This is a genomic window from Streptococcus mitis (genome assembly GCF_003942775.1).
GTDB classification, from domain to species: Bacteria; Bacillota; Bacilli; order Lactobacillales; family Streptococcaceae; genus Streptococcus; species Streptococcus mitis_CN.
In genome coordinates, this window is sequence record NZ_RJNX01000003.1 from 167,773 (window position 1) to 188,868 (window position 21,096).

Annotated in this window: 29 protein-coding genes and 2 pseudogenes; 24 read left to right on the forward strand and 7 right to left on the reverse strand. The window is 40.3% G+C overall.

Translation table 11 applies throughout. The features are described from left to right. Positions 1-7: 7 nt before the first annotated feature. The 17 genes and pseudogenes from D8848_RS05390 (at position 8) to D8848_RS05465 (ending at position 9,546) form a co-directional block, all read left to right on the forward strand. Positions 8-409, forward strand: a complete 402-nt coding sequence (locus D8848_RS05390) for a hypothetical protein (protein ID WP_125443118.1) — start codon at positions 8-10, stop codon at positions 407-409. A 3-nt stretch (positions 410-412) separates the two neighbouring features. After that, positions 413-790, forward strand: a pseudogene (locus D8848_RS11090) (gp58-like family protein); the annotation flags it as partial. A gap of 138 nt (positions 791-928) precedes the next feature. Next, positions 929-1,864 (forward strand): annotated as a pseudogene (locus tag D8848_RS11095) (tail fiber domain-containing protein); the annotation flags it as partial. After that, positions 1,857-2,063, forward strand: coding sequence for a hypothetical protein (locus D8848_RS05400; protein ID WP_125443120.1), 207 nt, complete (start codon positions 1,857-1,859; stop codon positions 2,061-2,063). The pseudogene D8848_RS11095 and the gene D8848_RS05400, both read left to right, overlap by 8 nt. Then, the gene (locus D8848_RS05405; RefSeq protein WP_125443121.1) at positions 2,060-2,731 is read left to right on the forward strand and encodes a hypothetical protein; all 672 of its coding nucleotides are present in this window, start codon (positions 2,060-2,062) and stop codon (positions 2,729-2,731) included. Before D8848_RS05400 ends, D8848_RS05405 begins: the two co-directional genes overlap by 4 nt. A 9-nt stretch (positions 2,732-2,740) precedes the next feature. Continuing rightward, positions 2,741-3,019 (forward strand): DUF7365 family protein, encoded by a 279-nt coding sequence (locus tag D8848_RS05410; RefSeq protein WP_125443122.1) that lies wholly within the window; start codon positions 2,741-2,743, stop codon positions 3,017-3,019. Positions 3,020-3,033: 14 nt separating this feature from the next. Further along, positions 3,034-3,510 (forward strand): peptidase associated/transthyretin-like domain-containing protein, encoded by a 477-nt coding sequence (locus tag D8848_RS05415; RefSeq protein ID WP_125443123.1) that lies wholly within the window; start codon positions 3,034-3,036, stop codon positions 3,508-3,510. A 3-nt stretch (positions 3,511-3,513) separates the two neighbouring features. Then, positions 3,514-3,834, forward strand: a complete 321-nt coding sequence (locus D8848_RS05420) for a hypothetical protein (RefSeq protein ID WP_125443124.1) — start codon at positions 3,514-3,516, stop codon at positions 3,832-3,834. A 230-nt stretch (positions 3,835-4,064) separates the two neighbouring features. After that, positions 4,065-4,556, forward strand: a complete 492-nt coding sequence (locus D8848_RS05425; RefSeq protein WP_221763042.1) for a hypothetical protein — start codon at positions 4,065-4,067, stop codon at positions 4,554-4,556. Between the two features lie 16 nt (positions 4,557-4,572). Continuing rightward, complete coding sequence (locus tag D8848_RS05430) at positions 4,573-4,830, forward strand: phage holin (protein ID WP_125443126.1); 258 nt, start codon at positions 4,573-4,575, stop codon at positions 4,828-4,830. A 2-nt stretch (positions 4,831-4,832) separates the two neighbouring features. Further along, on the forward strand, positions 4,833-5,720 hold the full coding sequence (locus D8848_RS05435; RefSeq protein ID WP_125443127.1) for a peptidoglycan amidohydrolase family protein: 888 nt from the start codon (positions 4,833-4,835) through the stop codon (positions 5,718-5,720). A gap of 195 nt (positions 5,721-5,915) precedes the next feature. Next, positions 5,916-6,467, forward strand: a complete 552-nt coding sequence (locus tag D8848_RS05440; protein WP_125443128.1) for a hypothetical protein — start codon at positions 5,916-5,918, stop codon at positions 6,465-6,467. An 18-nt stretch (positions 6,468-6,485) separates the two neighbouring features. Next, positions 6,486-6,692, forward strand: a complete 207-nt coding sequence (locus D8848_RS05445; protein ID WP_125443129.1) for a hypothetical protein — start codon at positions 6,486-6,488, stop codon at positions 6,690-6,692. Beyond that, positions 6,682-7,104: a hypothetical protein gene (locus tag D8848_RS05450; protein WP_125443130.1), complete on the forward strand. Its 423-nt coding sequence runs from the start codon at positions 6,682-6,684 to the stop codon at positions 7,102-7,104. The genes D8848_RS05445 and D8848_RS05450 overlap by 11 nt, the downstream gene beginning before the upstream one ends. A gap of 312 nt (positions 7,105-7,416) precedes the next feature. Further along, on the forward strand, positions 7,417-8,058 hold the full coding sequence (locus tag D8848_RS05455; RefSeq protein ID WP_000120839.1) for an amino acid ABC transporter permease: 642 nt from the start codon (positions 7,417-7,419) through the stop codon (positions 8,056-8,058). A 9-nt stretch (positions 8,059-8,067) separates the two neighbouring features. After that, the gene (locus tag D8848_RS05460) at positions 8,068-8,697 is read left to right on the forward strand and encodes an amino acid ABC transporter ATP-binding protein (RefSeq protein ID WP_125443131.1); all 630 of its coding nucleotides are present in this window, start codon (positions 8,068-8,070) and stop codon (positions 8,695-8,697) included. Positions 8,698-8,706: 9 nt separating this feature from the next. Then, positions 8,707-9,546 carry an amino acid ABC transporter substrate-binding protein gene (locus tag D8848_RS05465; protein ID WP_125443132.1) on the forward strand — a complete coding sequence of 280 codons (840 nt, stop codon included), beginning with the start codon at positions 8,707-8,709 and terminating at the stop codon, positions 9,544-9,546. A gap of 61 nt (positions 9,547-9,607) precedes the next feature. Here the strand turns inward: D8848_RS05465 and lysS are convergent, their stop codons facing one another. The 5 genes from lysS to D8848_RS05490 all read right to left on the reverse strand — a co-directional run bounded on the left by lysS (position 9,608) and on the right by D8848_RS05490 (position 14,072). Continuing rightward, on the reverse strand, positions 9,608-11,098 hold the full coding sequence (lysS, locus tag D8848_RS05470) for a lysine--tRNA ligase (RefSeq protein ID WP_125450656.1): 1,491 nt from the start codon (positions 11,096-11,098) through the stop codon (positions 9,608-9,610). A gap of 137 nt (positions 11,099-11,235) precedes the next feature. After that, positions 11,236-11,853, reverse strand: a complete 618-nt coding sequence (locus D8848_RS05475) for a histidine phosphatase family protein (protein ID WP_125443134.1) — start codon at positions 11,851-11,853, stop codon at positions 11,236-11,238. Beyond that, on the reverse strand, positions 11,853-12,335 hold the full coding sequence (locus D8848_RS05480) for an aminoacyl-tRNA deacylase (protein ID WP_001085897.1): 483 nt from the start codon (positions 12,333-12,335) through the stop codon (positions 11,853-11,855). The genes D8848_RS05475 and D8848_RS05480 overlap by 1 nt, the downstream gene beginning before the upstream one ends. Further along, entirely contained in the window at positions 12,335-13,177 is an 843-nt protein-coding gene (locus D8848_RS05485; RefSeq protein ID WP_125443135.1) for a DUF368 domain-containing protein, read from the reverse strand. The genes D8848_RS05480 and D8848_RS05485 overlap by 1 nt, the downstream gene beginning before the upstream one ends. Positions 13,178-13,271: 94 nt before the next feature. Continuing rightward, positions 13,272-14,072, reverse strand: coding sequence for a glycoside hydrolase family 25 protein (locus tag D8848_RS05490; protein WP_125443136.1), 801 nt, complete (start codon positions 14,070-14,072; stop codon positions 13,272-13,274). 154 nt (positions 14,073-14,226) lie between these two features. Here D8848_RS05490 and glmU point away from each other — a divergent pair, with 154 nt between their 5' ends. From glmU to D8848_RS05525, 7 genes are all read left to right on the forward strand, one after another. Continuing rightward, complete coding sequence (gene glmU / locus D8848_RS05495) at positions 14,227-15,606, forward strand: bifunctional UDP-N-acetylglucosamine diphosphorylase/glucosamine-1-phosphate N-acetyltransferase GlmU (RefSeq protein WP_045611861.1); 1,380 nt, start codon at positions 14,227-14,229, stop codon at positions 15,604-15,606. Between the two features lie 9 nt (positions 15,607-15,615). Beyond that, complete coding sequence (locus tag D8848_RS05500) at positions 15,616-16,161, forward strand: NUDIX hydrolase (protein WP_125443137.1); 546 nt, start codon at positions 15,616-15,618, stop codon at positions 16,159-16,161. Positions 16,162-16,172: 11 nt separating this feature from the next. Next, a complete protein-coding gene (gene macP / locus D8848_RS05505) occupies positions 16,173-16,484 on the forward strand; it encodes a cell wall synthase accessory phosphoprotein MacP (protein WP_125393592.1) in 312 nt (103 codons plus the stop codon). Between the two features lie 16 nt (positions 16,485-16,500). After that, entirely contained in the window at positions 16,501-17,193 is a 693-nt protein-coding gene (locus tag D8848_RS05510; protein WP_125393591.1) for a 5'-methylthioadenosine/adenosylhomocysteine nucleosidase, read from the forward strand. A 76-nt stretch (positions 17,194-17,269) separates the two neighbouring features. Next, complete coding sequence (gene rocS / locus D8848_RS05515; RefSeq protein ID WP_000021242.1) at positions 17,270-17,761, forward strand: chromosome segregation protein RocS; 492 nt, start codon at positions 17,270-17,272, stop codon at positions 17,759-17,761. A 97-nt stretch (positions 17,762-17,858) separates the two neighbouring features. After that, positions 17,859-18,449, forward strand: coding sequence for a 3'-5' exonuclease (locus tag D8848_RS05520; protein ID WP_125393590.1), 591 nt, complete (start codon positions 17,859-17,861; stop codon positions 18,447-18,449). An 8-nt stretch (positions 18,450-18,457) separates the two neighbouring features. Continuing rightward, positions 18,458-20,221 (forward strand): glycerophosphoryl diester phosphodiesterase membrane domain-containing protein, encoded by a 1,764-nt coding sequence (locus D8848_RS05525; RefSeq protein ID WP_125443138.1) that lies wholly within the window; start codon positions 18,458-18,460, stop codon positions 20,219-20,221. Positions 20,222-20,293: 72 nt separating this feature from the next. Here the strand turns inward: D8848_RS05525 and D8848_RS05530 are convergent, their stop codons facing one another. Both D8848_RS05530 and D8848_RS05535 read right to left on the reverse strand, forming a co-directional pair. Further along, complete coding sequence (locus D8848_RS05530; protein ID WP_060628076.1) at positions 20,294-20,593, reverse strand: YbaB/EbfC family nucleoid-associated protein; 300 nt, start codon at positions 20,591-20,593, stop codon at positions 20,294-20,296. Between the two features lie 194 nt (positions 20,594-20,787). Continuing rightward, positions 20,788-21,030, reverse strand: coding sequence for a type B 50S ribosomal protein L31 (locus D8848_RS05535; RefSeq protein ID WP_000710764.1), 243 nt, complete (start codon positions 21,028-21,030; stop codon positions 20,788-20,790). Positions 21,031-21,096 lie beyond the last annotated feature (66 nt).

The window sequence follows — 21,096 nt, forward strand, 5'->3', positions numbered from 1 at the left end:
AGGTAGTATGACTAGAGAAGGAATTTACGTGGGTGGCAAGGAAGTTGTTGGAAGATATATAGGAGATAAGCTAATCTGGAAAAAATACAGATTTCGAATTGTAAACACTTTGTCATTGACTATATTAAATATTAACTATCAGTCAGCTACTTTAGACTTTTACACTCGATTCTCGTACCGATATGTAGGATTAAACTCAGGGTACTACTATTTGAGGATAGAAGAAAAGTTCGTCAAAGTATATGCCTATAATTTATCAACACCTAATCCATCTTTTGTGTTTTTACTAGATCAAAATGAAGATGCAGGAGTAGATGAAGCAAGCAAGCGTCAAGCTTTATCTGATTTGACACGAAACTGGTTTAGAGATGATTATAAAGATATTGTTTTATATGACAGAATGAGGTAACACATGGACATAACCATTCAAAACGTTCGTTCGCCTGCTCTTGAGCATAGCGGGAGGTATTATAAGGTCTTTCAGCCACGTACACGAGATGAACTGTTAAAACTCCATCATATGGGCTGTGTGGGTGACACGGTGCTAACGGATATCCAGCTTGAGCAGGGGGATTTTCCGACTAGCTTCGTGGAGCCTACTGTCACGCAACGCACTTTGTCAGGTCTCTTCAAGGATATGCGTTCTATTGAACTGGAATTGAGAGACCCAAATAGCACTCTCTGGGGCAAAATTCAGCAGAACAACCAAGGGGCGCTAACTCAATTTTTCAATACGAATGTAAAAAGCGCAATCGCTCAGACAGCTAGTGAAATCAGGCAGGAAGTGCGTGATGCCGCAAACAGTGCGAGGGTGCAAGTTACGCCGGAAGGTGTGACCATCGGCTCTACTACCTTAACTGGCGAGCAGTTAGCCTCTACCATTTCCGCAAGTTCTAGAGGCGTTGACATCATCGCCCCCAAAGTCAGAGTGAAGTCTGACATGATTGTGGACGGTGCAGTAACAGCTGGGAAGTTAGCAGCTGGGTCTGTGACTGCAGATACGATTAAAGCAGGTGCCATCACAGGCGATAAAATCAGCGTAGATGATGCCTTAATCAAGAATCTGACCGCTAGAGATGCCTTGATTGACAAGTTGACATCTAAGGAAATCTTCACAACCAAGATTGAATCTGTTGTGTCTAGCTCAACCTTCTTACAAGCCTATCAAGGTGAAATTGGAGGTTTCACCTTGGGTCAGTTTGACAATGGAGGCGGTCGCTGGATTTCTGGAGTAAACCAATTCTCAGTTGGTATGGGGAATGGTGCTGGTTATGGTACTAAGACAGCTTTCTGGGCTAATTGGGGCGATAACTGGAACCAAGCAGGACCGAACTCTTGGCATGTGGACACAGATGGGCAGATGTATTGTAAGAATACAGTTAGCTTCTATGGGAAAGTTGACTTTTCTGGCTCTACAAACGTTAATTTCTACAGCAGGATTAATGCTGCAAAAGGTATCTGGACAGGAAATGCAGATATTTATGGTGCTGGGTCAAATCCAGCTGGAGGAGAGAATGCCGTCGTCTGGTGGAATCAAATCACTACAGCCAAATGGAGAGGTTATGCTGGTATCACTTCGAGTTCAGATAGGCGCTTGAAAGAAAATATTAAAGAGAGTCCAGTTAATGCCTTGGATAAAATCCAAGCATTGAACATGGTCTCTTTTGATTTTATCGAGAGCCAGAAACATGAAGAGGTTGGTTTGATTGCGCAGGAAGTACAAGAGGTAGTACCTCATGCAGTTGAAACAGATGAAGTAACATCTTATCTGTCTATCAACTATTCGAAATTTGTACCCTACTTGCTGAAGGCTGTCCAAGAACTGGACCAGAAAATCAAAGAAATGGAGAAACTACATGGATAATCACACAATCGACAAGCTAGTCGCTGAGTCGCTTGCTAACCGCTTGGCTGAGGGCGAATTGGGACGTGCGCATTTAGAAGCACGCTATACACTGGCTTTGGCTGAATTGCAGGCCTTTAAATCAGTGCTGGAATACGACCCAGCCCTTAAAGAGTTATTTGAAGAAACGCAAGCAAAAATGAAAGGAACTAACCAATGACTTACAAATTAACAGGAAGCCCTATTTTGAAGGGGGAAAAGAACGTCACTATCGTAACAATCGAGAAAGAAGAAACTGGTCGATACAGCTATGAGCGTGTGGAATTGCCAGGCAACCGCACAAATGATAATGAAGAGGTGCTGATTCAAGCAGTGCTGGACCATATCCGTACTGAGCTGGATCCAACAAGCGCCATTGTACAAGCGCAGGCTAAATTAGAGCAGACTCTGGCTAAATTGGAACAAGCTGAGCAGAAAGTAGCTCAAGCTCAAGCCAATCTTGAACAAACCCAAGAGAAATTGAGCCAAGCAGAAGCGAAGCAAAACGACCTTGAAGCACTTGCGAATCGCATTACTAAGGTGGTACGAGTGATGGCTCAAGATTCAATTATGGGTGAAAAAGTCTCTTATGGCACGACCTATAAAGAAATGGTTGAACTCTTCCCACTTGCTGAAGTTGGTAAAGTTTATGAGCCAGGTTCAATCTTTGCGGTTGAAGACCCTAACCACACTGAAGTCTATGGAGAAGGTAAGCGCATCTTGATTCAAACCAATCAGTCATTTGCTTATCAAGGAGAAACCCTTGCTCAACTTGAAGGAACACCGTTCCAGAATGGCGTTCTAGCAACTTGGAAGTTTAACGCACCAAAAGCAACAATTGTACAGTAGAGGTGATTTATGGCAGAATTTGAACGTTTAATTGCACAAATTTTCCTCTCTTTGATTCCTGTTATCGGCCTTTATTTCTCGATGAAAGACCGAGCGACCAAACAAGAGAACCGTCTCACGGTTTTAGAGAAGGACATCGAGAATCTGAACGAATTTAAAAGATCTGCAAATAAACGACTAGATAACCATGACGAACAGAACAAGGCTATCTTGGTCCTTGCAGAACAAGTTAAATCGCTAGGTGAAGATGTCAGAGAGTTGAAAACGCTAATTCAAAGCAAAAGCTAAGAAAGGGGCTCAGAATGGTCTGTAATCTCAATACGACCAATCTTGCTCAAGTTGATGGCGGTTACCTCATTAAGCAAGGTGATGTAGCTTCTACCTTTGGATTTGTCCTTTTAGACGAAGATTATCGAGCCGTCCCCTCTCTGGAGGGGGAGGTGGCGGTCGTTAGTCTGACAATGGATAAATACCAGTTGAAGAGGAAGGTAACTGTCACAAACTCAAGCGTGAATTTTAATCTGGATACTATCTTGCCAATTGGGAAATACCGCTTAGAAGTTAGCGCTGGCGGATATATTTTTCCAAGCGATAAGGCTACACATATCAAGATAGTGGCTTCAGATAAAGAATTGGTCACAGAAGAAGTCCACGCTCTCAAAGAGCTGGATATCGCAGAAGAAGTAAAAAAACAACTTGCAGAAAGACCTGCAAGCGAAGGTGGAGCATGTCAGGAAATCCCAGATTTGCTCACGTACTACAATTTAGGAAAGGTGTAAAACATGGATACAAGTAAATGGATCGCATTCGCTCAAGCACTGGGAGTGGATTACAAGGCGCTGAAGCAGTTAATCGATACAAAGATTGACAATGCGACAGTCACACAACTGATTGAACAAGCTAAAATTGCAGTGAAGGCTGATATTTTGGGCGATGGAGTGCCTGAAAATCTCGACACACTGAAAGAGATTGCTACGATGATCGCAGGCATGAGCGGTGATACTGAAGGCGCAGTCGTGCAAAAATTGGCTGACCTTGGCCGTCGTATTGATGAATTTGCAAACCTCGACCTTGTCTCAACTTATAACGCAGCGAAAGCGTGATTGCTATGAGCAATTTTGAGGAATTCGCTCAAGCGGTTGGCCGTGATGTGAAGGTGCTGAACCAAAAGCCCGAACCAAGGCTGACTTTGACAGGAAATACCCTCGGCATCGTCGGGGGTAATAATGTCACGCTTCCGCTACCAGATAACGTAGGGCATGAAATACGTGGTACAGGGTCGCCGGAAGGCCGTATAACGGCCGAAATCGGAACAACCTATGTAGATGTCAACGTGACAAACGGTGCTCTCAAGTGGATTAAAGAGAGCGGAAATGGTAATACTGGCTGGCGTGTACTGATTGGTGATACTGGCTGGAGAACGTTAAACAGTGTCTCTAGAGCAGGCAACTCATTCATTAAGATACGAAGAGTTAACAACCTTGTTACTTATCAATTTGGTGGTCTTCAATGGGGTTGGTTTGGAGTAGGCAGACGAAATGGACCTGGATTTGCAAGGCACAATAGCAGTGGGGACAAAGGGGCTAAAGTGTTAGGTCCTGGTGGAATACCTGCAGGATTTAGGAGTGAGGCGTCACTGATTGGTGGAATTTATAATGACGCTGGGAAGCCGTATGGGATATGGTATCTCGGAGGAGTAACCGACTCAAACTTCATACAATTTACATTTAATGACCCTATCCCCACAGATAAAGATATTGGAGATATCCGTGTTGGTGCTATCTCATACTTGACAGACGACCCTTGGCCTACAAAATTACCATAAAAGAAAGGAAAAATATATGATTAACTGGAAACTACGACTACAAAATAAATACTTTTGGCTGACTGCAATCCCAGCCCTCTTGCTTGTTCTGCAAGCTGGCGCAGCAGTCTTCGGATATCATCTAGATTTAGGCGATATTGGCAACAAGCTAATTCTGCTTGTCAATGCGGTCTTCGTATTCTTGACTGCTATCGGTTTGGTCAACGACCCAACCACAAGCGGAATCACGGACAGCACACGAGCTCTAGAATACAAGAAACCAAGTGAGGAATAAGAATGACATTGAATATTGAAACTGCAATTGACTGGATGAAAGAGCGTGAAGGTAAGGTTTCTTACTCAATGGATTTGAGAGATGGGCCAGACTCTTACGACTGCTCTAGTTCGATTTACTACTCATTGATGAGTGCTGGGGCAATTTCAGCAGGTTGGGCCGTAAATACTGAATACGAACACCAGTGGTTAATGGATAATGGGTATACCCTTATTGCGGAGAACACACCTTGGGACGCTCAACGTGGGGATATCTTCATCTGGGGACGTCGTGGATATTCTAGCGGTGCTGGTGGACACACTGGTATGTTTGTGGATGAGAACAATATCATTCACTGTAACTACCGCTTTGACGGAATCACAGTCAACGACCACGACGATATCTGGCTATACGCTGGACGTCCTTACTATTATGTTTATCGTTTAGCGAACGCAGACGCACAGCCTGCAGAAGTTAAACGAGGCTGGCAGAAAAATGATACGGGCTACTGGTACGTTAAAGAAGACGGCTCTTATCCAAAAGATAAGTTTGAGAAGATTGACGGCACCTGGTATTACTTCGACGGTTCAGGCTACATGCTTGCAGACCGTTGGAAGAAGCACTCAGACGGAAATTGGTACTACTTTGACCAATCAGGCGAGATGGCTACAGGCTGGAAGAAAATCGCTGAGAAGTGGTACTACTTCGACGCAGAGGGTGCTATGAAGACAGGCTGGGTTAAGTACAAAGATACTTGGTACTACCTAGACGGTAAAGAAGGCGCTATGGTATCAAATGCCTTTATCCAGTCAGCTGACAAAAAAGGCTGGTACTACCTCAAACCAGACGGAACAATGGCAGATAAGCCAGAGTTCACAGTCGAGCCTGAAGGCTTGATTACAGTTAAATAAATAGAAAGGAAACTTTCTAAAATGTTCTTTCACCGCAGGCTCAGGCTTGCGGTTTTTTTGTTTGCTCTGAAAGTAGTTTCAGAATTAAAAAAATTTAAAATTCTTTGTTAAAATACTTGACGAACGTAAAGCATAGTAGTATAATATAATCAAGATAAAGGAAGGGAGAGCGAAAGGCTCTCATGGTAAAACAAAATGAAAAAACTCTATATCAAAACAAACCAATTTGCTAATGGCGATCTTCAAGTTGAAAATACTAGCTATAAACTTTGCGATACTTTCAAAGAGCTTTACTCAACCGCTTCAAAGCTAGTTTCTGAAGATACATTGAATTTCGTTGAGGATAATTTTATCGAACAAAATTATAAAGATGAATACAATGAAGTTTATGAAAATGATGGAGATACAGGAGAATTTGTATGGCAAGTCTTTGAAAATAAAGTATCTGAAGAACAATTCAAAGAACTAATCGAGCAACTTGGAGTTTCTTATGACGAATTTGATCCAGAAGAAGAACTTGAAAAATGTATCGCAAACAAAAATCGTAAATCTGAATTTTACGGCGATGGATTGAAAGTTATCGCGGAATACCTTGATAGCATTTCTCACGAAGATGCACTTGCAGTAGTTACTTATTACTATTTCTATTTCGGATTTGGTTATGAAGATCAGCTTATCTCAGATATTAAAGATGACCAAGAAGATGGTGCGAAATTTGAACGCGTTGAACGTGCAGAAACAATTTAATTTATAAGGAGAGATAAAATGACTGAAGAACAATTAAAAGAAGCTCTTATTGACTTGTATGAGTCAGAATTTAAAGACGAACAAACATTTGAAGAATTCGCTGATATGCTAGATTTTTGGATTGATAAAGATGACCGAATTTTAATTGAGGGACGAGGGATGAAACCTATTGACGGTATAAAAGAGGTTGGACACGTTGATAAAGGGGTGATATATGCGTATTAACACATCACAAGTTGAGGCGGTCTTAATGAACAAGGCTGTCTCAGCTTATCGTTTAGCGAAAGAAATCGGCATCCAAGAGAGTTCTATTTCTCTCTTGAGAAACGGGAAGAAAGACTTCAATAAGTTAAGTCTTGAAGTAGCTATGAGAGTTCAAGCATGGATAGACGCTGGCAATTATCGCTTCAGCTACGATTACTCAGAGTTAATCGAAGAACTGGAAGCTGATATAGCTGAGGGATTGACCAGCGACTATATCTATATTGTCCGTGGAGAATACAACGAAATATTGGATAAATGTCCTATCATCGATTACTACTATATCCCCGAAGAAATCGAAGAAGGAGACGTTGCTGAAAAAATCTTGACTACTTCGGTACTTGCAGAAATGAAAGCTGATAATGAAATATTTTAAAAGACCGTGACAAACATCACGGTTTTCTATTTTGCAAAAACGGTGTTTTGTTAAAAATAAAAACAGTGAAATTAGTCACTGATCCATTTGTAAACTATTAGAATTAAATTGAAACCTTCTCAACTATACGGGCAAATATGAGTATGAAAATGAATACGGTGATGAATACGATTTAAAAAAATGATAGCAATTAATGAAAATGATTTTAATGGAAAATAAGTAAAAAGTCAACTATTGAAAATCGATGATAACTATTTGTAAACGCTTTTCACTTATGCTATAATAGGAACAATTATTTTTAGGAGGTGCAGTATGTCTTATTTGTTTGAGATATTACCGAGTTTATTGAGCGGTGCAAGCATGACTTTGCAGGTTTTTGCACTGGTCTTGATTTTTTCTATTCCTTTGGGCGTTTTGATTGCCTTTGCCTTGCAAGTCCATTGGAAGCCCCTCCATCATCTGATTAATATTTATATTTGGATTATGCGGGGAACACCCTTGCTCTTGCAATTGATTTTTATTTATTATGTGCTTCCAAGTATTGGGATTCGTTTGGACCGTCTTCCTGCGGCTATCATTGCCTTTGTTCTCAATTATGCGGCTTATTTTGCTGAAATCTTCCGTGGAGGGATTGATACCATTCCTAACGGTCAATATGAGGCTGCTAAGGTCTTGAAGTTCAGTCCTTTTGCCACAGTACGCTATATTATCTTGCCCCAAGTGACCAAGATTGTTCTTCCTAGCGTATTTAACGAAGTCATGAGTTTGGTCAAGGATACTTCTTTGGTCTATGCTCTAGGAATTTCAGATCTTATCTTGGCTAGTCGAACAGCTGCCAACCGTGATGCTAGTCTGGTTCCGATGTTCTTGGCAGGAGCCATTTACTTGATTTTGATTGGTATTGTGACCATTCTTGCCAAAAAAGTTGAGAAGAAGTACAGTTACTATAGATAGGAGGTTGCCATGTTAGAATTACGAAATATCAATAAAGGCTTTGGTGAAAAGCAAATTTTATCTAATTTCAGTCTAAACATTCCTGAAAAGCAAATCCTGGCTATCGTAGGACCTTCTGGTGGAGGTAAGACAACCCTCTTGCGCATGCTTGCAGGTCTGGAAACTATTGATTCAGGGCAAATCTTTTATAATGGAGAACCTTTAGAACTGGATGAATTGGAGAAGCGCAATCTACTAGGATTTGTATTCCAAGATTTTCAACTTTTCCCTCATTTATCAGTTCTAGACAATTTGACTTTATCTCCTGTGAAAACCATGGGAATGAAGCAGGAAGAGGCAGAGAAGAAGGCACGTGGACTCTTGGAACAATTAGGACTGGAAGGGCACGCAGATGCTTATCCATTTTCACTATCAGGTGGACAAAAGCAGCGGGTGGCCTTGGCGCGTGCTATGATGATTGACCCGGAAATCATAGGTTACGATGAACCAACTTCTGCCTTGGATCCAGAATTACGTTTGGAAGTGGAAAAACTGATCTTGCAAAATAGGGAACTTGGCATGACCCAGATTGTGGTTACCCACGATTTACAGTTTGCTGAAAATATCGCAGATCAGATTCTCAAGGTTGAGCCTAAGTAGGAGGTGCCAATGACTAATAAGAAAATTGCTTTAGTATTGGTTTCTCTCCTGACTCTCTTTTTAACGGCTTGTACTCAGAAGGCTAGTGATCCAAAGCAGGATAACTGGGATAAGTATCAAGAGCAAGGAACCATTACTATTGGTTTTGACAATACCTTTGTACCCATGGGATTTGAAGAAAAGAATGGCCAATATACAGGCTTTGATATTGATTTGGCACAAGCTGTCTCAGAAAAATTAGGCTTTAAGGTTCAATTTCAGCCAATTGACTGGGATATGAAAGAGACGGAACTGCAAAATGGAACCATAGATGCCATCTGGAATGGCTATTCTGCCACTGATGAACGTCGAGAGAAGGTTGCCTTTAGCATTCCATATATGGAAAATCAGCAAGTTTTAGTTGCAAAGAAAAGCAGTCAGATTCATTCAGTAGAGGATATGAAGGATAAGACCTTGGGAGCCCAAGCTGGTTCCTCTGGTTATTTAGATTTTGAAGCCCAGCCAGATTTATTGAAAAATCGTGTCAAAGATCAGAAGGCTAATCAGTACCAGAGTTTTAATGAGGCCTTGATCGATTTGAAAAATGACCGGATTGATGCCTTGTTGATTGACCGGGTTTATGCTAATTACTATCTCCAGTCTGAAGGTATATTAAATGATTTCAATGTTTTTTCAGCAGGATTTGAAAGTGAATCTTTTGCGGTCGGAGTTAGACCTGCTGACAAAAGATTACTGCAAGTTTTAAACCAAGCCTTTATCGCACTACACCAAGAAGGAAAGTTCCAAGAAATCAGCCAAAAATGGTTTGGAGAAGATGTAGCAACTAAAGAAGTGAAAAGTAGAGATTGAGTGTTTTCTCAATCTTTTTTTACATCGAAAAATCCCCTGGCAAGTACCAGAGGATAAGCGTTTATTTCATTGTTGGGAAGAGCAATACATCACGGATAGTTGTTGTATCAGTGAGGAGCATGCAGAGACGGTCGATACCGATTCCCAAACCACCTGTTGGAGGCATACCATATTCAAGAGCCTCAATGTAGTCGTAGTCGATGCCTGTCGCTTCATCGTCACCAAGTTCTTTAGCTTTAGCTTGGGCTTCAAAACGGCTAAGTTGGTCGATTGGGTCGTTCAACTCAGTAAAGGCATTACCGTACTCCTTAGTCATGATGAAGAGCTCGAAACGGTCTGTAAAGCGTTCGTCTTCAGGATTTTTCTTAGCGAGTGGAGATACAGCGACTGGATGTCCATAGACAAAGGTTGGTTGGATCAAGGTTTCTTCAACAAACTCTTCAAAGAAGGCATTGATAATGTGACCAANTTCAGTGTAGTGTTTCTCAACTGGAACTTTCTTCTCAGCAGCTATAGCTTTGGCTTCCTCGAAAGTCATGTCTTGCCAGAAATCTACACCAGTAATCTCCTTGATAGCATCCACCATGTGAACACGCTTAAATGGTTCGTTAATCTTGATTTCAGTACCTTGGTAGTTAACCGGACCATCACCCTTAACAGCTTTAGCAGCGTGTTGGATAATGCCTTCAGTCAAGTCCATGATGTCTTGGAAGTCTGCATAAGCTTGGTAAACTTCGATAGAAGTGAACTCAGGGTTATGTGTAGCATCCATTCCTTCATTACGGAAGATACGGCCAATTTCATAGACACGTTCCATACCACCGACGATAAGGCGTTTCAAGTGAAGCTCAGTTGCGATACGAAGCACCATGTCAATGTTTTGGGCATTGTGGTGAGTGATAAATGGACGGGCAGCAGCACCACCAGCTTCGTTGTGAAGAACAGGTGTTTCCACTTCAAGGAAACCTTTTTGGTCAAGGTAACGACGGATTTCAGAAATGATTTTTGAACGAGTGACAAAGCGTTCAAAGCTTTCACGGTTAGAAATCAAGTCAAGGTAACGTTTACGGTAAATTGTTTCAACGTCTGTCAAACCGTGGAATTTCTCTGGAAGAGGACGGAGAGCCTTAGACAAGTGTGTAATGTGGGTTGCCTTGATAGAGAGTTCTCCCATATCTGTACGCATCACTTCGCCTTCGACACCAAGGAAGTCACCAAGGTCTGCTTTTTTGAAGATTTCATAGTTTTCTTCACCGACAGCATCCTTACGAACGTAAATCTGGATTTGACCTTCGCGGTCTTGAAGGTGGGCAAAACCTACTTTACCTTTACCACGTTTGGTTACCAAGCGTCCTGCGATAGTAGCTGTTTCGTTTTTATCGTGTAATTGTTCTTTATCGAGGTTAGCAAATTTATCTTTTAATTCTTGTGAATTTGCAGTGCGTTCAAAGCGTTTTCCGAAAGGATCGATTCCTTGTTCACGGAGCGCAGCCATTTTTTCACGGCGAACGATCTGCTGGTCATTTAGTTCTTCCATATGTTCTGTTGACATGGGATCCTCCTAGTTTTACTCAAAATTGAATACGATGAGTCATTTTTTGCGATACTCCCATTTTATCATAAATAAGCAAGAAATTCACGGATAATCTTTCAAAACTAAAAAGAACTTGACGATAAAATCAAGTTCTGTTATTGATAGGAAGTATCATTCCAAGTATCGAGCGTAAATGTTTCAAAATCATGGGTTTCTAGAATTGTCAGGCTGGCATTTGCTAGACCTCCATCTTTACGAAGAAGAGGTTCTTTATAACTTAGAAGAGTACGAATACTGGCAGTAAGATTAGCACCATGACCGACAATTAGAATACGCTCAGCTGGACTATCTTTTAATGATTTGATAAATTGGATGGTCCGTTGCGTGGTGCTATAGAGGGATTCGGCTCCAAACATTTGAGTGTCAAATTGAGCAAGATTAGATCGGAAAGCTTTGATTTGTTGCGGGTAAATAGCTTCCAAGGTTGCAATTTTCAAACCTTCCAACTTCCCCAGCTGCCATTCGCGGAGATTAGGGACACTTTCTAAAGGACAGGGCGTCTTGAGTTGACTTTGGATAATCTCAGCAGATTTGACCGCTCGAGGTAAATCGCTTGAATAAATCTGATTGAAAGGAACATACTTGAGATACCGCCCTAGTTGTTTTAGGGTTTCAATGGATTCAGGAAGAAGGGGAGAATCTCCACTAGCACCTTGAAAGCGTCCTTCTTGGTTCCAGACTGTACGACCGTGGCGGACAAAGTAGAGTTTCATTACTTGCTGTCCTCCAAGATATCTGCAAAGTCGGCCTTTACAAAGCTGGCCAATTCTTGTGGCGCGACGATAATGCTGTGACCAACTTCTCCAGCAGAGACAATCATTTGATCCAAGTCTAGAGCGATTTTATCGATAAAAATGGGGTAATTGTGTTTCTGACGAATTCCGACAGGATTATTTGCTCCATGAATGTAACCAGTTGTTTTTTCCAAGTCCTTTTGTGGAATCATGCTCACTTTTTTATTGCCAGAAATTTTGGCTAGTTTCTTTTCAGACAAATGTTGGGTGATAGGGACAATTCCGATAATCGGTCCTGTTTTATCTCCCAAAAGAGCCAAGGTTTTGAAAATCTGATCTCGTTCATAACCTTGAGGCAGCTCTCCTTCCAGGGCATTGATTTGAATCCCCTGATGTGGGATACCTGCTTTAGACAGGATTTGTTCCACCAATGTTTTTTTGATTTTAACTTTTTTTGCCATTATTTATATTTATCCTCCAATTGACTCATCCAAATACCAAGCCAGATTCCCAGTGCAAAGAAGAAGGCGATGATGACATACCCAACAAGAGAAATACCAGTGTATTGGATACTTTCAGCGTTTCCTGCATTTGGAATCAAAATCAAAAGAGTACTTGATAGGACGATACCGATGATGAAATGATAGACGCGTGAGTGGTAGTTATTTAAGGCATAATCCATCAATTTTGAAAAAATAATGAGAGTTGCGCCTGCTCCGATTCCAATCGGGAAGAAGGTTCCCAAGAGGTCAAAGGTTTTAAAACCAGTCAACATCGGAGCATAGAGCCCCAAAATCAAAAGTAGATTTGATGGACTGAGGCCAGGAACCAATACACCAAGGGCCAATAGTGCGCCTGCTAAGATGAAGTTAAGAAAGCTGGCGCTTAAGGTTCCAACTACAAAATTTAAGGCATAGAGACCTAGTCCAGAAATGATAAAGGTTGCCCAGAACCAAGCTAAATCAATCTTGTCTCGGTCAGATTCTCGAGTTGATTCTTTGAGGAGGCTAGGAACTGTACCGATGATAGCACCCGCAAAGCTCCATAAGACAAAGACCTGATAATTTTCAAGCAGGTATTCAATCGGGTAGGAAAATAAGCCGATTCCCAGAAGCATACCGAAGGCAACTGGAATAAAGTACAAAACATTTTCTTTAAAGTCCTTAAAGGGATGGGCCAGAAATCCAATCATCCGTTCATAAATTCCTAGGATTGCTGCTAGAACCCCTCCGGAAATCCCTGGTAGAATAAATCCAAGAGCAATGACAATCCCTTTAATAATACGTGCTAACCATGAAAACATATTTTTCCTCCAACTATTTCTATTTCAAAAAATCCTTACTATATTGTAACACAATCAAACACAAAAAGAAAAAGCAAATGATAAACAAATGCTTTTAAGGTTTTAAAAAGAGTTTTCTAAAGGTTTCTTCTTTATTTTTTAGGGAAGAGATAACGTTGATATCCAAATCGTGGTCAAAGCCAGCAATTTTTCCTTTAGAAGTGTACTGGTGGATATCGTAATCTAAATCAGTCTTAGGAGTTGCCTCGTAAAATCCTGAGTCAGAACCATAAGAAGGAATCCAAACAGACGTAAACTTGTCAGTATCAATACTGTGTTCTTCCATGAAGTAAACCCCAACATAGATTCCGATATTCTTAGCACCTAGTGATTCTAGCTTTGCCCGAAAGGCTTCAACCCCTTCGTTCATATTGGACATGGTTTTGTCTTCTACATCTAGCCAATAGTAGCTAGGGCTGTATGGAGATGAAGCGTTATAAAAAACTTCAGCGGCCTTTTCCATTTCTTGGACACTTTTTCCAGCTACAAAGGCATAGACACCAACTGGAACATTTCGTTTTTGAAACTCGGTAATATGGGTTTTAAAGGCCTTATCTACCCCATTAACAAAGGAAGCATCGTTTTCTTTTGAAGATTGAGCGCCACTATGGACTCGAACGATAGCTCCAGAAATGTTTTGAGACAGAGTATCGTAATTAATTTCCTCAGGACGCTGCCAACCAGAAACATCAATCACCGGTTTATCTATATTATGTAGTGCTTGTGTCTCTACTTGGGCGATATTGGATTTTGTTTTTACGGGATGGTCTTCAAAACGAGGGCGATTCAGGATTAAAATGAAAATCATAATCCCAAAAAAACCAAACAAAATAAGCGGATTTATTTTCTTTCTCATATCTCATAATTTTACCTTAAAAATGAAAAAAAATCAAAAAAAATACTCAAAAAATGGGTTAAGAAAGGACTTTAGAGCATTTTTTCATTCAAGAGCGCGGAATGATTTGAAATATGGTATAATAAAAGGGAATTTCTAGAGAAAAGAGAAGATTATGTCAAATTATGCCATTATTTTAGCAGCGGGTAAAGGGACTCGCATGAAATCTGATTTGCCAAAAGTGTTGCACAAGGTTGCGGGTATTTCTATGCTGGAACATGTTTTCCGTAGTGTGGGTGCTATCCAACCTGAAAAGACAGTAACAGTTGTAGGACACAAGGCGGAATTGGTTGAAGAGGTCTTGGCTGGACAGACAGAATTTGTGACTCAATCTGAACAGTTAGGAACTGGCCATGCAGTTATGATGACAGAGCCAATTTTGGAAGGTTTGTCAGGGCACACCTTGGTCATTGCTGGAGATACTCCTTTAATCACAGGTGAAAGCTTGAAAAACTTGATTGATTTTCACATCAATCATAAAAATGTGGCGACTATCTTGACTGCTGAAACAGATAATCCTTTTGGCTATGGACGAATTGTGCGTAATGACAATGCTGAGGTTCTTCGCATTGTTGAGCAAAAGGATGCTACAGATTTTGAAAAGCAAATTAAGGAAATCAACACTGGAACATACGTCTTTGACAACGAGCGTTTGTTTGAGGCTTTAAAAAATATCAATACTAATAATGCTCAAGGCGAATACTATATCACAGATGTCATTGGAATTTTCCGTGAAGCTGGTGAAAAAGTTGGTGCTTATACTTTGAAAGATTTTGATGAAAGTCTTGGTGTAAATGATCGTGTGGCTCTTGCGACAGCTGAGTCAGTTATGCGTCGACGAATCAATCATCAACACATGGTCAATGGTGTTAGCTTTGTCAATCCAGAAGCAACTTATATTGATATTGATGTCGAGATTGCGCCTGAAGTTCAAATCGAAGCCAATGTTACCTTGAAGGGGCAAACGAAAATTGGTGCTGAGACTGTTTTGACAAATGGAACTTATGTGGTGGATAGCACTATCGGAGCAGGAGCTGTTATTACCAACTCTATGATTGAGGAAAGTAGTGTTGCAGACGGTGTGACAGTCGGTCCTTATGCCCACATTCGTCCAGGTTCAAGTCTGGGTGCCCAAGTTCATATTGGTAACTTTGTTGAGGTGAAAGGTTCTTCTATTGGCGAGAATACTAAGGCTGGTCATTTGACTTATATCGGAAACTGTGAAGTGGGTAGTCATGTTAATTTCGGTGCTGGAACCATTACAGTCAACTATGACGGCAAAAACAAATACAAGACAGTCATTGGCAACAATGTCTTTGTTGGTTCAAATTCAACCATTATTGCCCCAGTTGAGTTGGGGGACAATTCTCTTGTTGGAGCTGGTTCAACTATTACCAAAGACGTGCCGGCGGATGCTATTGCTATTGGTCGCGGTCGTCAGGTTAATAAAGACGAATATGCAACACGCCTTCCTCATCATCCTAAGAATCAGTAGGAGCCTATCATGGAATTTGAAGAAAAAACGCTAAGCCGAAAAGAGATCTATCAAGGACCAATATTTAAACTGGTCCAAGATCAGGTTGAATTACCAGAAGGAAAGGGAACTGCCCAACGGGATTTGATTTTCCACAATGGAGCTGTCTGTGTTTTAGCTGTAACGGATGAGCAAAAACTCATCTTGGTCAAGCAGTACCGCAAAGCTATCGAGGCTGTCTCTTACGAAATTCCAGCCGGAAAGTTGGAAGTAGGAGAAAATACAGACCCGGTTGCAGCAGCCCTTCGTGAATTAGAGGAAGAAACAACCTATACAGGAAAGTTAGAACTCTTGTACGATTTTTACTCAGCCATTGGCTTTTGTAATGAAAAATTAAAACTATACCGAGCAAGCGATTTGACGAAAGTGGAAAATCCGCGTCCACAGGATGAAGATGAAACCTTAGAAATCCTTGAAGTGAGCTTAGAAGAAGCCAAGGAATTAATCCAATCAGGTCATATCTGTGATGCCAAGACAATTATGGCTGTTCAATACTGGGAATTGCAGAAAAAATAGAGGAGGTCAGTATGGGTAAACCTTTATTAACGGATGAAATGATTGAAAGGGCTAATAGAGGCGAAAAAATTTCAGGTCCTCCTTTACTAGATGATGAGGAGACTAAGATTTTACCAACCTCTTCTTCCCGTTTTGGTTATGCCAATCCTAAGGATCATGGTTTTAGCCAGGAAACCTTGAAGATTCATGTCGAACCGTCTATTCATAAAAGCCGTCGCATTGAAAATACCAAGAGAAATGTCTTCAATTCTAAACTGAATAAAATCTTATTTGCAGTCATCTTTCTCTTAATTTTGCTTGTCTTAGCAATGAAACTTTTGTAATAGAAAAGGAATTGAAATGAAAATAGGAATTATTGCGGCTATGCCAGAAGAACTGGCTTATCTGGTCCAGCATTTAGACAATGCCCAGGAGCAAGTTGTTTTAGGCAATACTTATCATACAGGAACCATTGCTTCGCATGAAGTCGTTCTTGTAGAAAGTGGAATTGGTAAGGTCATGTCTGCTATGAGTGTGGCGATTTTGGCTGATCATTTCCAAGTGGATGCTCTAATTAACACGGGATCAGCTGGGGCAGTAGCAGAAGGTATTGCTGTTGGGGATGTCGTGATTGCTAACAAATTAGCCTATCATGATGTGGATGTCACAGCTTTTGGCTATGCTTATGGACAAATGGCGCAACAACCGCTTTATTTTGAATCAGATAAAACCTTTGTTGCCAAAATTCAAGAGAGTTTATCTCAATTGGAGCAAAACTGGCATCTTGGTTTGATTGCTACAGGAGATAGTTTTGTTGCAGGAAATGACAAGATAGAAGCGATTAAGTCCCATTTCCCAGAAGTTTTAGCTGTTGAGATGGAGGGGGCAGCGATTGCTCAGGCAGCGCATGCCCTTAATCTTCCAGTCTTAGTCATCCGAGCTATGAGTGATAATGCCAACCATGAAGCAAACATCTCTTTTGATGAGTTTATTATCGAAGCTGGACGTCGCTCTGCCCAAGTCTTGCTAGCCTTTTTGAAGGCCTTAGATTAAGCGAAAATTTGACAGTTTATCTAGCTTATGATAAGATTTAAGTAAAGAAAAGCTAGAAAACGTTTCAGAGGATATTATGAGTATTGAAATGACCGTCAGTGAGATTGCAGAGGTTTTAGGATTATCTCGTCAAGCAATCAATAACCGTGTCAAAGAATTACCAGAAGAAGACACAGATAAAAATGACAAAGGGGTAACAGTCGTTACCAGAAGTGGCTTGATTAAGCTAGAAGAAATCTATAAAAAAACGATTTTTGAAGATGAGCCTGTCAGTGAAGATGTCAAGCAACGTGAACTGATGGAGATTCTGGTTGATGAGAAGAATGCAGAAATTCTTCGTCTTTATGAACAATTAAAAGCCAAGGATCGTCAGTTATCAGAAAAAGATGAGCAGATGCGTATCAAAGACCGTCAGATTGCTGAGAAAGACAAACAACTCGATCAGCAGCAACAATTGACTCTTCAAGCCATGAAGGATCAAGAAAATCTTAAGCTAGAGCTGGACCAAGCAAAAGAAGAAGTCCAATCCACTAAGAAAGGCTTTTTTGCTCGTTTATTTGGAGGATAATCAAGGAGCTGTTTAGGTTAATGCTAACCTGATGGCTTCTTTTATTTCTAAATAGTATAGTTGCTCAAGTAAAATAACAGTATAGGAGAGGTAGAAAATGGAACGATTAGAAGATTACATTGCTTTTGACTTAGAATTTAATCAGCACGAAGGACAAACACACTTGATTCAAGTATCGGCAGTGCGTTTTAGAGATGGTCAGGAGATCGATGCCTATGATTCCTATGTTCATACCAGTGTGCCTCTAAAGAGTTTTATAAATGGTTTGACTGGGATTACAGCTGAGACCTTAAAAGATGCTCCTCCAGTGGAGGAAGTTATAAAAGAATTCCAAGATTTTGTGGGTTCTTTACCTATGGTAGGCTACAATGCTGCTAAAAGTGATTTGCCTATTCTAGCAGAGCATGGTTTAGACTACAGCCGACAGTACAAGGTGGATCTGTATGATGAAGCTTTTGAACGTCGGAGTTCGGATTTACACGGTATTGCCAATCTCAAATTGCAAACCGTTGCCTCGTTTCTTGAATTTCAAGGTCAGTCTCATAATAGCTTAGAGGATGCTCGTATGACAGCGCGTGTTTACGAGTCCTTTCTAGAGTCAGACCAAGCTAGAGAATTGTTAGGGACAGAAAGTAGTCTATCAAACAATCCTTTTGGAGGCTTGGACTTGTCTCAATTATTTGACTAGGAGTGCCTATGAAACCTGAAAAACCTAAAAATCTAGGTTTTAAGCAGATATACTTTAATCTAGATAAAATACTCTTTCTCTTTTTCTTGACTTTTATGATGATTGAGTTTGTCTGGTTACCGTCCAATTCTTGGATTGCTGGACTTTTACTCCGTCAGACAGGTTATCTCTTTCTATCTTACAACAATATTTTTGCCATTATAAAGGGTTCTCCCTTTGTTAGTCTTGCTTTATTTATTCTGGTAATCGTTAATTTACTGATCGCCTATTACCAGATAGGACTTCTCTTTATCGGAGCCCGGCATTTATTATGCCATGAAAAAAGGACCTTGCTGGAGTACAGTCGCAAGGTCTTTCGCCAAAGTTTTTTGTTTATGAAGCAAGTCACGCTTGCAAAGATAGCCTTTATCTTCTTTTATGTCATGATGCTCTTTCCATTGATTCGAAAGATTTTAAAGATTTACTACCTAAATAAAATTGTCATACCGGACTTTATCGTTGATTATGTAGAAGACAAGTATTGGCTAGTAGGTATAGTGGTTACTATTCTGGCTTTACTTCTATTTTACATTTCAGTGCGTTTCATGTTTGCTCTACCTCAGCTTTTATTTGAGAAAAAAACAGTCAAAGAAGCAGTCAGATACAGTCTAGAGAAGACAAGAAAGCACTCCTGGTTTTATACTTGGAACTTGCTTTGGATTGTCGTCAAAACCTACCTATTTTTCATTCTTTTATTGATTCCAATATTAGCAAGTCAGGTGCTGATGGATGGTCTGACCCATAAGGAATCTCTTGTGCTGGGAATTATCAACTTTGTCTTGATTAAGAATTTCCACTATATGGCCTTGACTTACTTTCTCATTAAATTTGTTTCCTTCTTAACAGGAGAAGAACTAGAAATCACACCAAGGAGAAAGAAAGACCACTGGATGAGATGGGGAGTGATGGGCTGTGCTGGTATCTTTTTCGCTCTTGAGGGTTATGTTTATTTAGAAGCTCCAGTTGCCAATAAACCTTTAATCATTTCTCACAGGGGAGTATCTAATAAGAATGGTGTGCAAAATACAGTCCAATCACTAGAAAAAACCGCTCAGTTATCTCCAGATTTCGTTGAGACAGATGTTCAGGAAACAAAAGATGGCCAGTTTGTCATGATGCATGATGCCAATATCAAGAATCTGACAGGAGTCAATGCCAATCCTCAGGATCTCACTTTGGAAGAATTAACCAAACTTGATATTTCAGAAAATGGCTATCATAGCAAGGTGTCTAGTTTTGATGACTATCTCAATAAAGCCAATGAATTGCATCAAAAACTCCTTATTGAAATTAAAACCAGTCGAAAAGATAGTCCAGATATGATGAAACGCTTTATGGAAAAATATGGAACTGTTCTTAAGCAGAATGGTCACCAAATGCAATCCTTGGACTACCATGTGATTGACCAGGTTTTAGTCTACGATACTCAAATTCCAGTCTTTTTAATCCTACCTTATAATAGTATTTTTCCAAGAACCAAGGCTACAGGTTACACCATGGAGTATTCAACTTTAGATGAAAATTTTGTCAACAAGCTTTGGAATACCGATCAGAAATTGTACGTGTGGACCATCAATAGTTCAGAGTCCTTTGATAAATCTGTTCATTTGGGTGCAGACGGCATGATAACGGATGACTTGGAAATGATTCAAGATCAGGTTACCATTGCCCAAGAAGACCCAGAGTATACGGATTTACTGTTTAAACAGGCAATGGAATTCTTTAATTTTTAGTAATAAAAAAGAGGAACAGTTGTTCCTCCCATGATAGGCAAGTATTCTATTGAATGCTTGTTTTTCTTATGCTTAGAATGGCAATTTTCCAGCGAAAGCACCAAATTTTTTCTTGGTAGTTTCATCGATTTGTTCAAGAGCAGAGTTGATGGCTTGAACAGTCATATCAGAAAGAGTTTCAAGATCTTCAGGGTCAACGACAGCTGGATTGAAGTCAATGCTGACAACTTTTTTGTCACCAGTTAAGGTCGCTTGAACAAGTTCTTGAGCAGATTTGCCAACAAATTGCATAGCAGCAAGTTCTGCTTGACTTTGTTCCATCTGTTTTTGAAGTTTTTGTGCTTGGCGCATCATGTTTTGCATGTTCATCATGGTGATTTATAGTTTCCTTTTACAATTATTTTCTTCCCTATTTTATCAATTTTAGGGTTAAAAGTCTATTGTTAGTATAAATCCCCTAACATTAAATTACCGAAAAGATTTTCGAAGAGTATGAGGTTGGAACATGAAAACAGCAGTTGATTTCAAGAAACAAAAAAGAACAGCCGAAACTGTTCTTTTTATCATTATTTGAGACCGTATTTTTTGTTGAAACGATCCACGCGTCCATCTGCTTGAGTGAACTTTTGACGTCCAGTGTAGAATGGGTGTGAGTCTGATGAAATTTCCACACGGATCAATGGGTAAGTTTCGCCTTCGAACTCAACTGTTTCGTTAGAGCGTTTTGTTGAACCGCTAAGGAATTGGTAACCAGTAGTTGTGTCCATGAAGACAACTGGGCGATATTCTGGATGGATATCTTTTTTCATTTTGCAATATTTCCTTTCTGCCATGGTCTCTTTGCGAGCCATAGATTGTTACCATACTAGTCTATC

Excerpts from the sequence above, each read along its gene's own strand:
- D8848_RS05390 (WP_125443118.1), top strand. The coding sequence starts at position 8 with ATGACTAGAGAAGGAATTTACGTGGGTGGCAAGGAAGTTGTTGGAAGA.
- D8848_RS05400 (WP_125443120.1), top strand. The coding sequence starts at position 1,857 with ATGGATAATCACACAATCGACAAGCTAGTCGCTGAGTCGCTTGCTAAC.
- D8848_RS05405 (WP_125443121.1), top strand. The coding sequence starts at position 2,060 with ATGACTTACAAATTAACAGGAAGCCCTATTTTGAAGGGGGAAAAGAAC.
- D8848_RS05410 (WP_125443122.1), top strand. The coding sequence starts at position 2,741 with ATGGCAGAATTTGAACGTTTAATTGCACAAATTTTCCTCTCTTTGATT.
- D8848_RS05415 (WP_125443123.1), top strand. The coding sequence starts at position 3,034 with ATGGTCTGTAATCTCAATACGACCAATCTTGCTCAAGTTGATGGCGGT.
- D8848_RS05420 (WP_125443124.1), top strand. The coding sequence starts at position 3,514 with ATGGATACAAGTAAATGGATCGCATTCGCTCAAGCACTGGGAGTGGAT.
- D8848_RS05430 (WP_125443126.1), top strand. The coding sequence starts at position 4,573 with ATGATTAACTGGAAACTACGACTACAAAATAAATACTTTTGGCTGACT.
- D8848_RS05435 (WP_125443127.1), top strand. The coding sequence starts at position 4,833 with ATGACATTGAATATTGAAACTGCAATTGACTGGATGAAAGAGCGTGAA.
- D8848_RS05440 (WP_125443128.1), top strand. The coding sequence starts at position 5,916 with ATGAAAAAACTCTATATCAAAACAAACCAATTTGCTAATGGCGATCTT.
- D8848_RS05445 (WP_125443129.1), top strand. The coding sequence starts at position 6,486 with ATGACTGAAGAACAATTAAAAGAAGCTCTTATTGACTTGTATGAGTCA.
- D8848_RS05450 (WP_125443130.1), top strand. The coding sequence starts at position 6,682 with ATGCGTATTAACACATCACAAGTTGAGGCGGTCTTAATGAACAAGGCT.
- D8848_RS05455 (WP_000120839.1), top strand. The coding sequence starts at position 7,417 with ATGTCTTATTTGTTTGAGATATTACCGAGTTTATTGAGCGGTGCAAGC.
- D8848_RS05460 (WP_125443131.1), top strand. The coding sequence starts at position 8,068 with ATGTTAGAATTACGAAATATCAATAAAGGCTTTGGTGAAAAGCAAATT.
- D8848_RS05465 (WP_125443132.1), top strand. The coding sequence starts at position 8,707 with ATGACTAATAAGAAAATTGCTTTAGTATTGGTTTCTCTCCTGACTCTC.
- D8848_RS05475 (WP_125443134.1), bottom strand. The coding sequence starts at position 11,853 with ATGAAACTCTACTTTGTCCGCCACGGTCGTACAGTCTGGAACCAAGAA.
- D8848_RS05480 (WP_001085897.1), bottom strand. The coding sequence starts at position 12,335 with ATGGCAAAAAAAGTTAAAATCAAAAAAACATTGGTGGAACAAATCCTG.
- D8848_RS05485 (WP_125443135.1), bottom strand. The coding sequence starts at position 13,177 with ATGTTTTCATGGTTAGCACGTATTATTAAAGGGATTGTCATTGCTCTT.
- D8848_RS05490 (WP_125443136.1), bottom strand. The coding sequence starts at position 14,072 with ATGAGAAAGAAAATAAATCCGCTTATTTTGTTTGGTTTTTTTGGGATT.
- glmU (WP_045611861.1), top strand. The coding sequence starts at position 14,227 with ATGTCAAATTATGCCATTATTTTAGCAGCGGGTAAAGGGACTCGCATG.
- D8848_RS05500 (WP_125443137.1), top strand. The coding sequence starts at position 15,616 with ATGGAATTTGAAGAAAAAACGCTAAGCCGAAAAGAGATCTATCAAGGA.
- macP (WP_125393592.1), top strand. The coding sequence starts at position 16,173 with ATGGGTAAACCTTTATTAACGGATGAAATGATTGAAAGGGCTAATAGA.
- D8848_RS05510 (WP_125393591.1), top strand. The coding sequence starts at position 16,501 with ATGAAAATAGGAATTATTGCGGCTATGCCAGAAGAACTGGCTTATCTG.
- rocS (WP_000021242.1), top strand. The coding sequence starts at position 17,270 with ATGAGTATTGAAATGACCGTCAGTGAGATTGCAGAGGTTTTAGGATTA.
- D8848_RS05520 (WP_125393590.1), top strand. The coding sequence starts at position 17,859 with ATGGAACGATTAGAAGATTACATTGCTTTTGACTTAGAATTTAATCAG.
- D8848_RS05525 (WP_125443138.1), top strand. The coding sequence starts at position 18,458 with ATGAAACCTGAAAAACCTAAAAATCTAGGTTTTAAGCAGATATACTTT.
- D8848_RS05530 (WP_060628076.1), bottom strand. The coding sequence starts at position 20,593 with ATGATGAACATGCAAAACATGATGCGCCAAGCACAAAAACTTCAAAAA.
- D8848_RS05535 (WP_000710764.1), bottom strand. The coding sequence starts at position 21,030 with ATGAAAAAAGATATCCATCCAGAATATCGCCCAGTTGTCTTCATGGAC.